The 16493-nt window shown below is 45.1% G+C and carries 14 protein-coding genes; 7 read left to right on the forward strand and 7 right to left on the reverse strand.

Going from position 1 to position 16493, the window contains the following annotated elements; all coding sequences use genetic code 11:
- Nucleotides 1–43 precede the first annotated feature (43 nt).
- The 7 genes from rsmG to rpmH all read right to left on the reverse strand — a co-directional run bounded on the left by rsmG (nt 44) and on the right by rpmH (nt 6536).
- Nucleotides 44–763 carry a 16S rRNA (guanine(527)-N(7))-methyltransferase RsmG gene (gene rsmG / locus SB847_RS16160; RefSeq protein ID WP_007409901.1) on the reverse strand — a complete coding sequence of 240 codons (720 nt, stop codon included), beginning with the start codon at nt 761–763 and terminating at the stop codon, nt 44–46.
- Between the two features lie 13 nt (nt 764–776).
- The gene (mnmG, locus tag SB847_RS16165; RefSeq protein ID WP_007615086.1) at nt 777–2663 is read right to left on the reverse strand and encodes a tRNA uridine-5-carboxymethylaminomethyl(34) synthesis enzyme MnmG; all 1887 of its coding nucleotides are present in this window, start codon (nt 2661–2663) and stop codon (nt 777–779) included.
- A gap of 16 nt (nt 2664–2679) precedes the next feature.
- Entirely contained in the window at nt 2680–4059 is a 1380-nt protein-coding gene (gene mnmE, locus SB847_RS16170) for a tRNA uridine-5-carboxymethylaminomethyl(34) synthesis GTPase MnmE (protein ID WP_007409903.1), read from the reverse strand.
- Between the two features lie 289 nt (nt 4060–4348).
- Complete coding sequence (gene jag / locus SB847_RS16175) at nt 4349–4990, reverse strand: RNA-binding cell elongation regulator Jag/EloR (RefSeq protein WP_017418434.1); 642 nt, start codon at nt 4988–4990, stop codon at nt 4349–4351.
- Nucleotides 4987–5736, reverse strand: coding sequence for a YidC family membrane integrase SpoIIIJ (gene spoIIIJ / locus SB847_RS16180; protein WP_007409906.1), 750 nt, complete (start codon nt 5734–5736; stop codon nt 4987–4989). The genes jag and spoIIIJ overlap by 4 nt, the downstream gene beginning before the upstream one ends.
- A gap of 160 nt (nt 5737–5896) precedes the next feature.
- On the reverse strand, nt 5897–6247 hold the full coding sequence (rnpA, locus tag SB847_RS16185; RefSeq protein ID WP_004392944.1) for a ribonuclease P protein component: 351 nt from the start codon (nt 6245–6247) through the stop codon (nt 5897–5899).
- A gap of 154 nt (nt 6248–6401) precedes the next feature.
- Nucleotides 6402–6536 (reverse strand): 50S ribosomal protein L34, encoded by a 135-nt coding sequence (rpmH, locus tag SB847_RS16190; protein WP_003178075.1) that lies wholly within the window; start codon nt 6534–6536, stop codon nt 6402–6404.
- 620 nt (nt 6537–7156) lie between these two features.
- Here rpmH and dnaA point away from each other — a divergent pair.
- The 7 genes from dnaA (at nt 7157) to gyrA (ending at nt 16206) form a co-directional block, all read left to right on the forward strand.
- Nucleotides 7157–8497: a chromosomal replication initiator protein DnaA gene (gene dnaA, locus SB847_RS16195; RefSeq protein ID WP_007409908.1), complete on the forward strand. Its 1341-nt coding sequence runs from the start codon at nt 7157–7159 to the stop codon at nt 8495–8497.
- A 183-nt stretch (nt 8498–8680) separates the two neighbouring features.
- Complete coding sequence (gene dnaN, locus SB847_RS16200; RefSeq protein ID WP_007409909.1) at nt 8681–9817, forward strand: DNA polymerase III subunit beta; 1137 nt, start codon at nt 8681–8683, stop codon at nt 9815–9817.
- Nucleotides 9818–9951: 134 nt separating this feature from the next.
- Nucleotides 9952–10167, forward strand: coding sequence for a ribosome maturation protein RlbA (gene rlbA / locus SB847_RS16205; protein ID WP_004392910.1), 216 nt, complete (start codon nt 9952–9954; stop codon nt 10165–10167).
- 15 nt (nt 10168–10182) lie between these two features.
- Nucleotides 10183–11295 carry a DNA replication/repair protein RecF gene (gene recF, locus SB847_RS16210; RefSeq protein WP_007409910.1) on the forward strand — a complete coding sequence of 371 codons (1113 nt, stop codon included), beginning with the start codon at nt 10183–10185 and terminating at the stop codon, nt 11293–11295.
- Between the two features lie 17 nt (nt 11296–11312).
- Entirely contained in the window at nt 11313–11558 is a 246-nt protein-coding gene (gene remB / locus SB847_RS16215; RefSeq protein ID WP_004392908.1) for an extracellular matrix regulator RemB, read from the forward strand.
- Between the two features lie 56 nt (nt 11559–11614).
- Entirely contained in the window at nt 11615–13531 is a 1917-nt protein-coding gene (gene gyrB / locus SB847_RS16220) for a DNA topoisomerase (ATP-hydrolyzing) subunit B (protein WP_007409911.1), read from the forward strand.
- A 215-nt stretch (nt 13532–13746) separates the two neighbouring features.
- Nucleotides 13747–16206 carry a DNA gyrase subunit A gene (gene gyrA / locus SB847_RS16225; RefSeq protein ID WP_032875298.1) on the forward strand — a complete coding sequence of 820 codons (2460 nt, stop codon included), beginning with the start codon at nt 13747–13749 and terminating at the stop codon, nt 16204–16206.
- Nucleotides 16207–16493: the final 287 nt, after the last annotated feature.

Here is a 16493-nt window from a genome sequence, read left to right on the forward strand (position 1 = left end):
TTTGCAGAAAATATGATGGAATTGTCACATCAGGCTGTCTAAATTACCCTTCAATTGGCGATTTATTTGGAGTACCCGGTTTTCTCGGATATTTTTTCGGAGTGCTTTTCGTCTTGCGAATGATCATAATGTTCCGTTCACTTTCTTCAACAGGAAGTGTAAAGGAATGAACTTGTTCAAGCTCTCCTCCCAATACTTTAATCGCCTTTTGCCCCGCTTTCAGCTCTTCATCAGCTGCTGCTGCTTTTAGTGCCGCAAATACGCCGTTTTTCTTGGCCAGCGGCAGACAAAGCTCACTCAGGACCGACAGACGCGCCACCGCACGGGCCGTCACGAGATCGAAGCTTTCCCGGACGTCTTTCCGCTGTCCGAATGTCTCCGCTCTGTCATGGACAAATGTCGTATGCTCTAATTGTAAAGCATCAGAGAGAGTTTCCAAAAACGTAATCCGCTTATTCAGTGAATCGACGATGGTGACATGCAGATGCGGGAAGCAGATTTTGATGGGCAGGCTTGGAAAACCGGCGCCGGCGCCGACATCACAAAGAGTGGTGACCTTTTCAAAATCAATATAAAATGCCGCCGTTATCGAATCATAAAAATGCTTGAGATAAACTTCCTTTTTCTCAGTGATGGATGTCAGATTCATTTTTTCGTTCCATTCCACAAGCATCCGGTAATACAACTCGAATTGCTCCAGCTGGCGGTCAGAAAGGGAAATCCCTTTCTCCGCTAAACTGGATGTAAATTCCTCTATATTCATGCCGTCATCCTTTCTATTCAGCTACCTTGGCAATACGGCCCTGCTCCAGGTATACCAGCAGGATTGAAATGTCTGCCGGATTGACGCCGGAAATACGGGACGCTTGAGCAACTGATAAAGGACGCACTTCTTTCAGCTTTTGACGGGCTTCAGTAGCAATTCCTTTAATGGCGTCATAATCAATCCGATCAGGGATTTTTTTGTTTTCCATTTTCTTCAGCTTTTCCACTTGCTGCAAGGATTTTTCGATATATCCTTCATATTTCACCTGAATTTCCACTTGTTCCGCCACATCTTGCGGAACCGGAGAATCTGCAGGCGCAAGTTTTGTCACTGTTTCATAGTTCATTTCCGGACGTTTCATTAAATCTGTGCCGCGCACTCCGTCTTTCAGCTCGCTTCCGCCGAGTGAACGGATATATTCCTGATTCTCAGGAGACGGCTTGATAATAACAGACCAGAGACGTTTTTTCTCTGCCTCGATCGCCGCTTTTTTCTTCTCAAACGCTTCATAGCGCTCATCAGAAATTAAGCCGATATCGTGGCCGATTTCCGTCAGACGAAGATCCGCGTTGTCGTGACGGAGCAGCAGTCTGTATTCCGCCCGTGAAGTCAGCAGACGGTACGGTTCATTGGTTCCTTTCGTTACCAAATCATCAATCAATACACCGATATAAGCATCGGAACGGCTGAGGATCACTTCTTCTTTTCCAAGCGCTTTGCGGCCTGCGTTGATCCCTGCCATAATTCCTTGCCCGGCTGCTTCCTCATAACCTGATGTACCGTTAATTTGACCGGCTGTGTACAGGTTAGGGATTTTTTTCGTCTCCAGTGTAGGCCAGAGCTGTGTCGGTACAATTGCGTCATACTCAATCGCGTATCCGGCTCTCATCATCTGCACCTTTTCCAGTCCCGGAATGGTCGCCAGCATCCGCTGCTGCACGTCCTCAGGAAGACTCGTGGATAAACCTTGAACGTATACTTCCTGCGTATTTCTGCCTTCCGGCTCAAGGAAAATCTGATGACGCGGTTTATCATTAAACCGAACGACTTTATCTTCAATCGAAGGGCAGTATCTCGGTCCCGTTCCTTTAATCATACCGGAATACATTGGCGAACGATGCAGGTTGCTGTCGATGATCTCATGAGTCTCAGGACTCGTGTAAGTCAGCCAGCAAGGCAGCTGATCGGTAATGTATTCAACCGTTTCATATGAGAAAGCGCGCGGAACCGGGTCCCCCGGCTGGATTTCTGTTTTGCTGTAATCAATGGAATCGCTTGAGACACGAGGAGGCGTGCCCGTTTTAAAACGGACGAGATCAAAACCGAGCTCCTCTAAGTGCTCAGAAAGTTTAATAGACGGCTGCTGGTTATTCGGGCCGCTTGAGTAAGACAGATCACCGAGAATGATCCGCCCTCTTAAATACGTTCCGGTTGTCAGCACGACCGTTTTTGCCTTGTATTCAGCACCGGTTTGCGTAATGACACCGCGGCACTCTCCGTCTTCAATGATTAAACGCTCGGCAATCCCTTGAAGAAGTGTCAAATTCGGTGTTTTTTCCAGCGTATGCTTCATTTCGTGCTGATATTGGAATTTATCCGCCTGCGCACGCAGCGCCCGTACGGCCGGACCTTTTCCTGTATTCAGCATTCTCATTTGAATATGAGTTTTATCTATATTTCTAGCCATTTCTCCGCCGAGCGCGTCAATTTCGCGGACGACAATCCCTTTCGCGGGGCCGCCGACAGACGGATTACATGGCATAAACGCAACCATATCAAGATTAATCGTCAAAACAAGCGTTTTGGCTCCCTGGCGCGCGGATGCGAGGGCAGCCTCAACACCGGCATGCCCGGCGCCGATGACAATCACGTCGTATTGGCCTGCTTCATACCCCATGGTTTTTTCCTCCCTTTTATTTACCTAAACAAAATTGTGAAAAGAGCTGATCAATTAAGCTTTCGTGGACGGCATCACCGATGATTTCGCCCAGCAGTTCCCAGCACCTTGTCAAATCAATTTGGACCATATCAATCGGAACATCCTGTTCAATTCCGTTCAGCGCATCATCAATCGCTTGCTTTGCCTGATGCAGAATCGAGATATGACGGGTGTTGCTGACATAGGTGAGATCTCCGCTTTCGATCGCTCCTGTATAAAATAGCGACTGAATCGCTTCCTCTAAATCTTGAATGCCTTCTTCTTTCAGCAATGAGGTCGTGACGACAGGCCGGCCTTTCGCCAGTTCCTTGACGCGCTCAGCGTCAATCTTAGCCTCAAGGTCCGTCTTATTCATAATCACAATGACGTCCATTCCCTCAACCGCTTCAAACAATTTCACATCTTCTTCAGAAAGCTCTTCGCTGTGGTTAAGCACAAGCAAAATGAGATCCGCTTCCTTCAGAACCTGCCGTGACCGTTCCACACCGATTCTTTCGACGATGTCTTCTGTCTCACGGATTCCCGCGGTATCGACAAGCCGAAGCGGCACGCCTCGCACGTTGACATATTCCTCAATCACATCACGCGTCGTTCCCGGAATATCGGTTACGATCGCCTTCGTTTCATGGACAAGGCTGTTAAGCAGAGAGGATTTTCCGACGTTCGGACGGCCGATGATCACGGTAGACAGTCCCTCACGCAGAATTTTCCCCTGCTCAGACGTACGGAGCAGCGCCTCGATTTCTTTCTTCACGCCGCTTGCCTTCTCCACTAAAAGCTGATGCGTCATTTCTTCGACGTCATCATATTCCGGATAATCTATATTAACCTCAACATGGGCAAGTGTTTCTAACAACTCATCACGCAGACGGCGGACAAGCGCGGAAAGCCGTCCTTCCATCTGGTTCATGGCGACATTCATGGCACGGTCCGTTTTGGCCCTGATCAGATCCATCACCGCTTCCGCCTGTGATAGGTCAATCCGTCCGTTTAAAAATGCGCGCTTCGTAAACTCACCGGGTTCTGCCAGTCTCGCACCTTCTCTTAAAGCAAGCTGGAGCACCTGATTAACCGTCACAATACCTCCGTGACAATTGATTTCAATGACATCTTCCCTTGTGAATGTTCTGGGCGCTCTTAAAACAGACACCATGACTTCCTCAATAATCCGTCCCGTCGTGCTGTCCGCGATATGCCCGTAATGAATGGTATGCGATTCTGCCGAACTGAGCGTTTTGCCTTTCGGACCCTTGTACATTTTGTCGGCGATCTTTACGGCTTCCGGGCCGCTCAGCCGAACGATCGCGATCGCGCCTTCACCCATCGGAGTTGAAATCGCTGCAATTGTATCCATGCTGTTCACCTCTCTTTATCTCTGTTTCCATCTATATAAAAAATTTTATTTACGCCAAAATTAAAAGATAACATAGTTTGGTTTGAAGTGGAAGATACGTTATCCACAAAGGCAGAAATTCATCCCTTATTACTTTAACTTATCCACATGTGAATAACAATTAATTTTATTTCCTAAAACCTTTTTTATCAACAGCATAGACCGAAAAAGAAAAAACTTAAACGCAAAAAATGCGATTCTGCTTAGGAATAGAGCCATTTTTACCAATAAAAAAACCGAAGTTCCGATTTTACCCGGACTTCGGTTTTCTGCTATCTTTATGGGAAATAACGAGATGGCGGTACCGGCCTTCACCGGTAGAAAATGTTTTGATATTTGGATGCTTTGACAGCGCGTCATGGATGATTTTTCTTTCACCTGACGGCATCGGTTCTAAATGCACATCTTTTTTCGTTTTCGACACTTGCTTGGCCAGCCTGTTTGCCAGCTGATCCAGAATTTCTCTTCTTTTCCGCCGATAATTCTCAGCGTCGACAACAGCTTGGCGATACTGGCCGGAGCCGCGGTTCAAAACAAGCTGCGTCAATGTTTCCAGGGCATTGAGTGTTTGTCCTCTTTTGCCAATAAGCAGCGCCGCTTTTTCACCTTTAATGTGAAAACAGACTGTTTTCTTGTTTTCTTCCGTAACAATCTCAGAAGGCCCGGCAATGGAATGGATGATTTCTTCCAAATACGCTTTCGCTTCCTGAACAGGATTTCTTTTCTCTTCCAGTTCTACGATCGCATTCTTTTTCCCGAAAATACCCAAAAACCCTTTATATTCTTCTTGCACCACCGTTATTTCTACTTGATCTTTCGTCAGTTGAAGTTCCTGAAGGCCTGATTGAACTGCTTCTTCGACATTCCGTCCCGCAGCAGTCACCTTCTTCACTTTTTCTTTCCTCCCGCTTTCTGCGTTTCCGGATCGTGTTTAATGTCAGGTCCTTTAATAAGGAATGTCTGAGCAATCATAAACAGGTTTCCGACTACCCAATACAGAGAAAGCGCGCTCGGGAAGTTGATCGCAAATACGATAATCATAATCGGCATAATCCATACCATCATTGCCATTTGAGGATTCTGAGTCGGATTTCCGGCCATCATCAGCTTCTGCTGGACAAAAGTGGCCACACCGGCAACAATAGGAAGAATATAGTAAGGATCCTTCTCTCCTAGGTCAAACCATAAAAAGCTGTGCTGTGAAATGGCTTGCGTACGCATAATGGCGTGGTAGAATCCGATCAAAATCGGCATTTGAATCAGGATCGGGAAACATCCCGCCAGCGGGTTTACCCCGTGCTTTGAAAACAGGGCCATCGTTTCCTGCTGAAGCTTCTGCTGCGTTTTTTGATCTTTAGAGCTGTATTTTTCTCTGAGCTTCTGCATTTCAGGCTGCAGCGCCTGCATTGCTTTTGAGCTTCGAAGCTGCTTGATCATCAGCGGCAGAATCAGCAGACGAATTAAAATCGTAACGATGATGATCGATAAACCATAGTTATCGCCCGTCAGTTTCGCTACGTACGTAATGACTTCTGACAATGGATACACAACATATTTGTCCCAGAAATGCGGACTATTCGCCGTAATCGGCTCTTTCACACTCGAGCACCCGGCCAGCAGCACGAGCATACCGACCATACTCAGTAGTAACCATATTCTCCTTTTCAAGAACGTTTCCTCCTATACCAATCTTTATGAACCTTGTATGTATTTTAGCATCTTTCAGTTTCAAATGGCGTTCATTTTTCGCCAAATAAAAGGAAGCGCTTTTAAAAACGTGAAGAAAACAAAATATGAGCTATTTTGACGAAGATTTCTTATATAATGAGGTTTTTCTGAATAAGTGCTGCAGACTCTTTTTCGTTTCTTCAAAACTGAGGTCGCCGGCGGGTTTTCTTGCGATAATAATAAAATCTTTCGGCTTGAGCAGCTCTTTTTCCTCCTGAACAGCCTGTCTGATTAACCGCTTCACCCGATTGCGCACGACGGCATTGCCGATTTTTTTACTGACAGAAAGCCCTACCCGGAGCTCTTCCTGTTTCGGCTGATCAAGCGTATACAGCACGAACTGGCGGTTTGCCATAGACGTTCCGCGTTTAAACACTTTTTGAAAATCTTCATTTTTCTTTAACCGATTTCGCTTCTTCACTTTAATTCACTCCGATATTCACTCGCAGAAACTTTTATTTCTATCTAAAAAAAACGGGCCGCCGGAATACTGAAGAAATTTCTCCAGTACCGGGCGACGCATGACATCACTTTTCTCTTAATGTGAAAAAAGACCACTGACATTATTCAGTGGCCTAAGCTGATAATACTTTTCTGCCTTTGCGGCGACGGCGTGCTAATACTAGACGACCGTTTTTTGAACTCATACGGCTTCTGAAGCCATGAACTTTACTGCGTTTACGGTTATTCGGTTGGAATGTTCTTTTCATTTATGACACCTCCCTCGAGGAATAGCTGTTAAAGACAGTCTTACTTATTATATTTGTGCTGCCTATTCATTGTCAACTTCAGCAGTGCTTTTATTTCTTACAACCATAATAGGATAACATACCTTAACCAGTTTAGAAACCTTATTTTTCATATTCCTTTTTTTAACGCAAAAAAAAGCCGCGCTCCCCCGAAAAAACGACATGTGGATAATTTTTTGGCCTTTTTTTAATATCCACAGTCGTTATCGACAACATTTTCACATTGCTAACCCCTGTGGACAAAGATTTTTCAACAAGTTGTCAGGTTTGTGGATAAGATTACGAGAACCATTGCAAGTCCTCGCTTAATTTGATATTATATTTGTGTTTTAACTCTTAATTACTTATCCAGCCCATTCTCTTTATCCACAAACTGTGGATAAGTTGTGGATTGTTTTCACACAGCTTGTGTAGATTGTTGTCCACAACTTGTGGAATTTGTCGAAAAGCTGTTTTTCTACTATACTATATGTTTTCAACATTTCGTGTGTACGAATGGTCAGAGCCATATGCTCTTTTTTTGTGTTCTATAACAGGGAAAGGGCGCTGATTTTTAAAGAAAAGGAGGGCTGTGCCGGATAATGGAGAATATATTAGATCTTTGGAATCAAGCTCTAGCTCAAATTGAGAAAAAGCTAAGCAAACCGAGTTTCGAAACTTGGATGAAGTCGACGAAAGCCCATTCGCTGCAAGGGGATACCTTAACCATCACCGCTCCCAATGAATTTGCCAGAGACTGGCTGGAGTCCAGGTACTTACATCTCATTGCAGATACCATATACGAATTAACCGGGGAAGAATTGAGCGTCAAATTTGTCATTCCTCAAAATCAGGACGAAGAAAACTTTCTACCGAAACCGCAAGTGAAAAAAGCGGCAAAAGAGGAACCGTCTGATTTTCCCCAAAGCATGCTCAACCCGAAATATACATTCGACACATTCGTCATCGGATCGGGAAACCGATTCGCCCATGCAGCATCACTGGCTGTGGCGGAGGCACCCGCTAAAGCGTACAACCCTTTATTTATATACGGGGGAGTCGGCTTAGGAAAAACCCACTTAATGCACGCGATCGGCCATTATGTCATTGATCATAATCCTTCAGCCAAAGTGGTGTACCTGTCTTCTGAAAAATTCACAAATGAATTCATCAACTCAATCCGCGATAATAAAGCCGTTGATTTCCGCAACCGCTACCGGAACGTTGATGTACTTTTGATAGATGATATTCAATTTTTAGCCGGAAAAGAACAAACACAGGAAGAGTTTTTCCATACATTCAACACGCTTCATGAAGAAAGCAAACAAATCGTGATTTCCAGCGACAGACCGCCGAAAGAGATCCCGACCCTTGAAGACCGCCTGCGTTCGCGGTTCGAATGGGGATTGATTACGGATATCACACCGCCGGATCTGGAAACGCGGATTGCCATCCTTAGAAAGAAAGCGAAGGCGGAAGGCCTTGATATTCCGAACGAGGTCATGCTTTACATCGCGAATCAGATTGACAGCAACATCCGCGAACTGGAAGGGGCATTAATCCGGGTTGTCGCCTATTCATCCTTAATCAATAAAGACATTAACGCAGACCTGGCTGCAGAAGCATTGAAAGATATTATTCCGTCTTCTAAGCCGAAGGTCATTACGATAAAAGAGATTCAGCGGATTGTCGGACAGCAGTTCAACATTAAGCTTGAAGATTTCAAAGCGAAAAAGCGTACGAAATCCGTGGCGTTCCCAAGACAAATTGCGATGTATCTTTCAAGAGAAATGACGGATTCTTCTTTGCCTAAAATCGGGGAAGAATTTGGCGGCAGAGACCATACAACCGTCATTCACGCTCATGAAAAGATTTCAAAGCTGCTGATTGATGACGAGCAGCTTCAGCAGCAGGTGAAAGAAATAAAAGAACTTCTTAAATAATAGTGTCCTCGGATGAATCGGGGAAAGTGTGAATAACTTTTTCATAGCCATACACAGTCTGTCCACATGTGGATAGGCTGTGTTTCCTGTCTTTTTCACAACTTATCCACAAATCCACAGGCCCTACTATTACTACTGCTATTTTTAAAATATATAATTATATTATCCGTTAGGAGGATAAACATGAAATTTACGATTCAAAAAGATCGTTTAGTCGAAAGTGTACAAGACGTTCTAAAAGCCGTTTCATCCAGAACCACAATTCCCATTCTCACCGGTATTAAGATCGTCGCCTCAGATGAAGGAGTATCTTTCACAGGAAGTGACTCTGATATTTCAATCGAGTCATTCATTCCGAAAGAAGATGATGATAAAGAAATCGTGACGATCGATCAGCCGGGAAGTATCGTGCTGCAAGCGCGTTTCTTCAGTGAAATCGTTAAAAAACTGCCGATGGCGACTGTTGAAATCGAAGTTCAAAATCAATATTTAACGATTATCCGTTCCGGAAAAGCCGAATTTAATTTAAACGGCCTTGATGCAGATGAATATCCGCATCTACCGCAAATCGAAGAGCATCACGCCATTCAGATTCCGACGGATCTTTTGAAAAACCTGATCCGCCAAACCGTGTTCGCTGTGTCCGCCTCAGAAACACGCCCTATCTTGACAGGTGTAAACTGGAAAGTCGAAAACGGTGAATTATTATGCACTGCCACGGATAGCCATCGACTCGCTTTAAGAAAGGCGAAGCTTGATATTCCGGAAGACAGCTCTTATAACGTGGTCATTCCCGGGAAAAGCTTAACCGAGCTGAGCAAAATTCTTGATGACAACCAAGAACTGGTTGATATCGTCATTACAGAAACCCAAGTTCTGTTCAAAGCGAAAAACGTATTGTTCTTCTCAAGATTGCTTGACGGAAACTATCCGGACACGACCAGCTTAATTCCGCAGGAAAGCAAAACGGAAATCGTCGTGAACACGAAGGAATTTTTACAGGCGATAGACCGTGCTTCTTTATTGGCGAGAGAAGGCCGAAACAACGTTGTAAAGCTTTCTGCCAAACCGGCGGATTCGCTGGAGATTTCATCAAATTCTCCGGAAATCGGGAAAGTGGTCGAAGCTGTGCTGGCTGACCAGATTGACGGCGAGGAATTAAATATTTCATTCAGTCCAAAATATATGATGGACGCACTGAAAGTACTTGAAGGAGCGGACATCCGTATCAGCTTTACGGGAGCGATGAGACCGTTTCTTATCCGTACGCCGAATGATGAAACCATCGTTCAGCTCATCCTTCCGGTCAGAACGTATTAATCAAACAGAATGTGCTGCCGGCTTAGTTCGGCAGCTTTTCTATTCATCAGCCGCTCCCTCAAGTTTTCCCTTTCCTTATTTCAGGATTTTTTAGTACAATTAGATATTAGTGATATTTGAAAGAGGTCGATAATATGGCAAATCCGATTTCGATTGATACAGAAATGATTACGCTTGGCCAGTTTTTAAAATTAGCCGATGTGATTCAGTCCGGCGGCATGGCGAAGTGGTTTCTGAGCGAGCATGAGGTGACTGTCAATAATGAACCTGACAATCGCCGCGGCAGAAAGCTTTACGTTGGAGACGTGGTCGCGATTGAAGGATTTGGTTCATTTCAAGTCGTCAATTAAAGCGGGTGACAGCGGTTGTATATCCAAAATTTAGAGTTAACATCCTACCGTAATTATGAGCGCGCTGAGCTTCAATTCGAAAACAAGGTGAATGTGATCATCGGGGAAAATGCCCAAGGCAAAACCAATCTGATGGAAGCCATCTATGTCCTTTCGATGGCAAAGTCACACCGCACCTCAAATGACAAAGAACTTATACGGTGGGACGAAGACTATGCTAAAATAGAAGGAAGAGTGATGAAGCGTAACGGGGACATCCCGATGCAGCTTGTCATCTCCAAAAAAGGTAAAAAGGGCAAGGTCAATCATATAGAGCAGCAAAAACTCAGTCAGTATGTCGGAGCGCTGAACACCATTATGTTTGCCCCTGAGGATTTAAATCTCGTCAAAGGAAGCCCTCAGGTGAGGAGGAGATTTCTCGATATGGAGATCGGGCAGGTTTCTGCCGTTTATCTGTATGATTTATCTCTTTATCAAAAAATCCTTTCACAGCGGAATCATTTTCTGAAACAGCTGCAAAGCCGGAAACAGACTGACCGGACTATGCTTGACGTTCTCACTGATCAGCTGATTGAAGCAGCCGCAAAAGTTGTCGCCAAACGTCTGCAGTTTACGGCGCAGCTTGAAAAATGGGCGCAGCCGATCCATTCCGGCATTTCCCGGGGACTTGAAGAACTGACGCTTAAGTATCACACGGCGCTTGATGTATCAGATCCCAAAGATTTGTCGAAAATAGGTAACAGCTACCAGGAGTCTTTTTCGAAATTAAAAGAAAAAGAAATAGAACGAGGCGTCACATTATTCGGACCGCATCGGGATGATGTCCTTTTTTATGTGAACGGACGCGATGTGCAGACGTACGGTTCACAGGGACAGCAGCGTACGACGGCTTTGTCTTTGAAGCTGGCCGAAATAGATTTGATTCATGAAGAAATCGGAGAATACCCCATTTTACTTTTGGATGATGTACTAAGCGAGCTGGATGATTACCGACAGTCCCATTTGCTTCATACGATCCAAGGCCGTGTGCAGACATTTGTCACCACGACAAGCGTGGATGGCATTGACCACGATACCTTACATCAAGCAGGAATGTTCCGTGTGGAAAACGGTACGTTAGTGAAGTGAAGAAATGAGGTGAGCGATTGTATATTCATTTAGGTGACGACTTTGTCGTTTCAACACGCGATATCGTCGGCATTTTTGACTGCAAGGTCAATGTATCGCCGATCGTTGAAGAATTTCTGGACAGACAGAAAGAAAAAGTAGTGCCGTCCGTAAACGGCACGCCAAAGTCTATCGTAGTCACGACTGAGAATATATATTACTCTCCCTTATCTTCCGGCACACTGAAGAAACGTGCGCAATTTATGTTAGAAATAGATTCTTAGCGGATCTTTACAATGAATATATCGTTTAAGAAAAGTGTAGGTGAATGTGCATGGCTATGGAACAGCAGCAAAATAGTTATGATGAGAATCAGATACAGGTATTAGAAGGTTTGGAAGCTGTTCGAAAGAGACCGGGGATGTACATCGGATCAACTAACAGCAAAGGCCTTCACCACTTGGTGTGGGAAATCGTCGACAACAGTATTGACGAAGCCCTGGCCGGTTATTGTACAGATATTAACATCGAGATTGAAAAAGATAACAGCATTACCGTTAAGGACAACGGACGCGGAATTCCGGTCGGTATCCAGGAGAAGATGGGCCGCCCTGCGGTTGAAGTCATCATGACCGTTCTCCACGCCGGCGGTAAATTTGACGGAAGCGGATATAAAGTATCCGGCGGTCTTCACGGTGTAGGGGCGTCTGTCGTAAACGCCTTGTCGACCACTCTTGACGTTACGGTTCATCGTGACGGAAAAATCCACTATCAGGCGTACGAGCGCGGTGTACCTGTGGCCGATCTTGAAGTGATCGGTGATACTGATAAGACCGGAACGATTACGCACTTCGTTCCGGATCCGGAAATTTTCAAAGAAACAACCGAATACGACTATGATCTGCTTTCAAACCGTGTCCGGGAATTGGCCTTCCTGACAAAAGGCGTAAACATCACGATTGAAGACAAACGTGAAGGACAAGAACGGAAAAACGAGTACCACTACGAAGGCGGAATCAAAAGCTATGTTGAGTACTTAAACCGTTCCAAAGAAGTCGTTCATGAAGAGCCGATTTATATCGAAGGCGAGAAAGACGGCATAACGGTTGAAGTTGCATTGCAATACAACGACAGCTATACAAGCAATATTTATTCTTTCACAAACAATATCAACACATACGAAGGCGGCACGCACGAAGCCGGATTTAAAACCGGTCTGACCCGTGTCATAAACGACTATGCAAGAAGAAAAGGGATTTTCAAAGAAAATGACCCGAATTTAAGCGGGGATGATGTGAGAGAAGGGCTGACTGCCATTATTTCAATTAAGCACCCTGATCCGCAATTCGAAGGGCAGACGAAAACGAAGCTCGGCAACTCCGAAGCGAGAACGATCACTGATACGCTGTTTTCTTCTGCGCTGGAAACATTCCTTCTTGAAAATCCGGACTCAGCCCGCAAAATCGTTGAAAAAGGTTTAATGGCCGCAAGAGCGCGGATGGCAGCGAAAAAAGCGCGGGAATTGACCCGCCGCAAAAGTGCGCTTGAGATTTCCAATCTGCCGGGCAAACTGGCGGACTGTTCTTCTAAAGATCCGAGCATTTCCGAGCTGTATATCGTAGAGGGTGACTCTGCGGGCGGATCAGCGAAACAGGGACGGGACCGTCATTTCCAAGCCATTCTGCCGCTGCGCGGTAAGATTCTGAACGTTGAGAAAGCCAGACTTGATAAGATTCTCTCAAACAATGAGGTCAGATCAATGATCACGGCCCTCGGAACAGGAATCGGAGAAGATTTTAATCTTGAAAAAGCGCGTTATCATAAAGTGGTCATCATGACGGATGCCGATGTTGACGGCGCCCACATCAGAACGCTTTTATTAACGTTCTTCTACAGATACATGCGGGAAATCATCGAAAACGGCTATGTCTACATTGCCCAGCCGCCGCTTTATAAAGTGCAGCAGGGAAAACGGGTGGAATACGCTTATAATGATAAGCAGCTTGATGAGCTGTTAAAAGAACTTCCGCAATCACCTAAGCCCGGCCTCCAGCGTTATAAAGGTCTTGGAGAAATGAACGCGACTCAGCTTTGGGAAACGACAATGGACCCTGCGACCAGAACGCTTCTGCAAGTCAATCTTGAAGATGCAATGGACGCTGACGAAACTTTTGAAATGCTGATGGGTGACAAAGTAGAACCGCGGAGAAACTTCATAGAAGCAAACGCCAGATACGTGAAAAATCTTGATATTTAACCAAGAAAGCCTTATTTTCGTTAAGAAATAAGGCTTTTTTCTCAAAGCGGCTTCTAAAGCCTCTGAAAACCCGCAAAACCCGTATATTCTACTAAATTAATGTGTATAAACACAAGTTTATTGATATAATGGAGAATAGTGAAATCGTATTGAAGATCATAATGGACAATCTACTCCCACATTATTTCATGTGATACTTCAGGGAGGTTTTTTTAATGAGTGAACAAAACACACCACAAGTACGTGAAGTCAATATCAGTCAGGAAATGCGGACATCCTTCCTGGACTATGCAATGAGCGTTATCGTATCCCGGGCGCTTCCGGATGTGCGTGACGGTCTGAAGCCGGTTCACAGACGGATTTTGTACGCAATGAATGATTTAGGCATGACCAGTGACAAACCATATAAAAAATCTGCCCGTATCGTCGGTGAAGTTATCGGTAAGTACCACCCGCACGGTGACTCAGCGGTTTACGAATCAATGGTCAGAATGGCGCAGGATTTTAACTACCGCTACATGCTTGTTGACGGACACGGCAACTTCGGTTCGGTTGACGGCGACTCAGCGGCCGCGATGCGTTACACAGAAGCGAGAATGTCAAAAATCGCAATGGAAATCCTCCGGGACATTACGAAAGATACGATTGATTATCAAGATAACTATGACGGCGCAGAAAGAGAACCTGTCGTCATGCCTTCGAGATTTCCGAATCTGCTCGTAAACGGAGCTGCCGGTATTGCGGTCGGAATGGCGACAAATATTCCTCCGCATCAGCTTGGGGAAGTCATTGAAGGCGTGCTTGCCGTAAGTGAGAATCCTGAAATTACAAACCAGGAGCTGATGGAATACATCCCGGGCCCGGATTTTCCGACTGCAGGTCAGATTTTGGGCCGGAGCGGCATCCGCAAGGCATATGAATCCGGACGGGGATCCATTACGATCCGGGCTAAGGCTGAAATCGAAGAGACATCATCGGGAAAAGAAAGAATTATTGTCACAGAACTTCCTTATCAGGTGAACAAAGCGAGATTAATTGAAAAAATCGCAGATCTTGTCCGGGACAAAAAAATCGAAGGAATTACCGATCTGCGTGACGAATCCGACCGTAACGGAATGAGAATCGTCATTGAGATCCGCCGTGACGCCAATGCTCACGTCATTTTGAATAACCTGTACAAACAAACGGCCCTGCAGACGTCTTTCGGAATCAACCTGCTGGCGCTCGTTGACGGACAGCCGAAGGTACTGAGCCTGAAACAATGTCTGGAGCATTATCTTGATCACCAAAAGATTGTGATCCGGCGCAGAACGGCGTACGAACTTCGCAAAGCGGAAGCGAGAGCTCACATTCTGGAAGGTTTAAGAATCGCTCTCGATCATTTAGATGCTGTTATTTCTCTTATCCGCAGTTCCCAGACGGCTGAAATTGCGAGAACAGGTTTGATCGAACAATTCTCACTGACTGAAAAACAAGCGCAAGCCATTCTGGATATGCGCCTTCAGCGATTAACCGGCCTGGAGCGCGAAAAGATTGAAGAGGAATATCAATCACTTGTTGCGCTTATCGCCGAGCTGAAAGATATTTTAGCCAATGAAGAAAGAGTTCTTGAGATCATCCGTGAAGAACTTAATGAAATCAAAGAGCGTTTCAATGATGAGAGACGCACTGAAATCGTGACGTCCGGTCTTGAAACAATTGAAGATGAAGATCTTATCGAGAGAGAAAATATCGTCATCACACTGACCCATAACGGCTATGTTAAACGTCTCCCGGCGTCCACATACCGCAGCCAAAAACGGGGCGGAAAAGGCGTACAGGGAATGGGAACGAATGAAGATGACTTTGTGGAACACTTAATTTCCACATCAACGCACGATACGATCCTGTTCTTCTCTAATAAAGGGAAGGTCTACCGTTCTAAAGGATATGAAATCCCTGAATACGGCCGTACGGCAAAAGGCATTCCGATTATTAACCTTCTGGAAGTTGAAAAAGGCGAATGGATTAATGCCATTATTCCGGTCAGCACGTTTGATGAGGAGCAATATCTCTTCTTTACGACCAAACAAGGGGTGTCGAAACGTACGGCACTGTCCCAGTTTGCGAATATACGGAATAACGGGCTGATCGCCCTAGGTCTCCGGGAAGACGATGAACTGATGGCTGTCCGCCTGACTGACGGCAAGAAACAAATCATCATCGGAACGAAGAACGGTTTGCTGATCCGTTTCCCTGAAGAAGATGTAAGACAAATGGGACGCACAGCTGCGGGTGTTAAAGGCATCACGCTGACAGACGATGATGTCGTTGTAGGCATGGAGATTCTTGAAGAAGACTCCCACGTCCTCATAGTGACAGAAAACGGCTACGGCAAACGCACACCTGCTTCAGAATACAGAGTTCAAAGCCGGGGCGGAAAAGGCCTTAAAACATGTAAAATCACTGACAGCAACGGTCCGTTAGTAACCGTGAAAGCAACAAAAGGCGAAGAGGACTTAATGATTATTACGGCAAGCGGCGTGTTAATCAGAATGGATATTAATGATATCTCCACTACGGGACGCGTAACACAAGGCGTCCGTCTGATCCGCATGTCTGATCAAGAGCATGTAGCCACTGTGGCGCTTGTGGAAAAGAATGAAGAAGAGCCGGAAGAAACGGAAGAAGTATAAACGTAAAAGCGCAGCCTGTTACAGCTGCGCTTTTACTATATAAAGAAATGAAAAAAAGCTTTGACACATAGTGATGATGCTGATATAATCATTTTTGTTGTCTTTTTAATAGAAAGGCAAGCCTAGCGAAAATATTTTTTAAAAAAGTATTGACCTAGCAAACTGAAAATGTTATGATTAAGAGGTCGCTTCGAGAGAAGTGAGAAAAGTTCTTTGAAAACTAAACAAGACAAAACGTACCTGTTAATTCAAAGTTTTAAATAAATCGCACAGCGATGTGCGTAGTC

The sequence above is a fragment of the Bacillus sp. SIMBA_026 genome (assembly GCF_046535335.1).
GTDB classification, from domain to species: Bacteria; Bacillota; Bacilli; order Bacillales; family Bacillaceae; genus Bacillus; species Bacillus velezensis.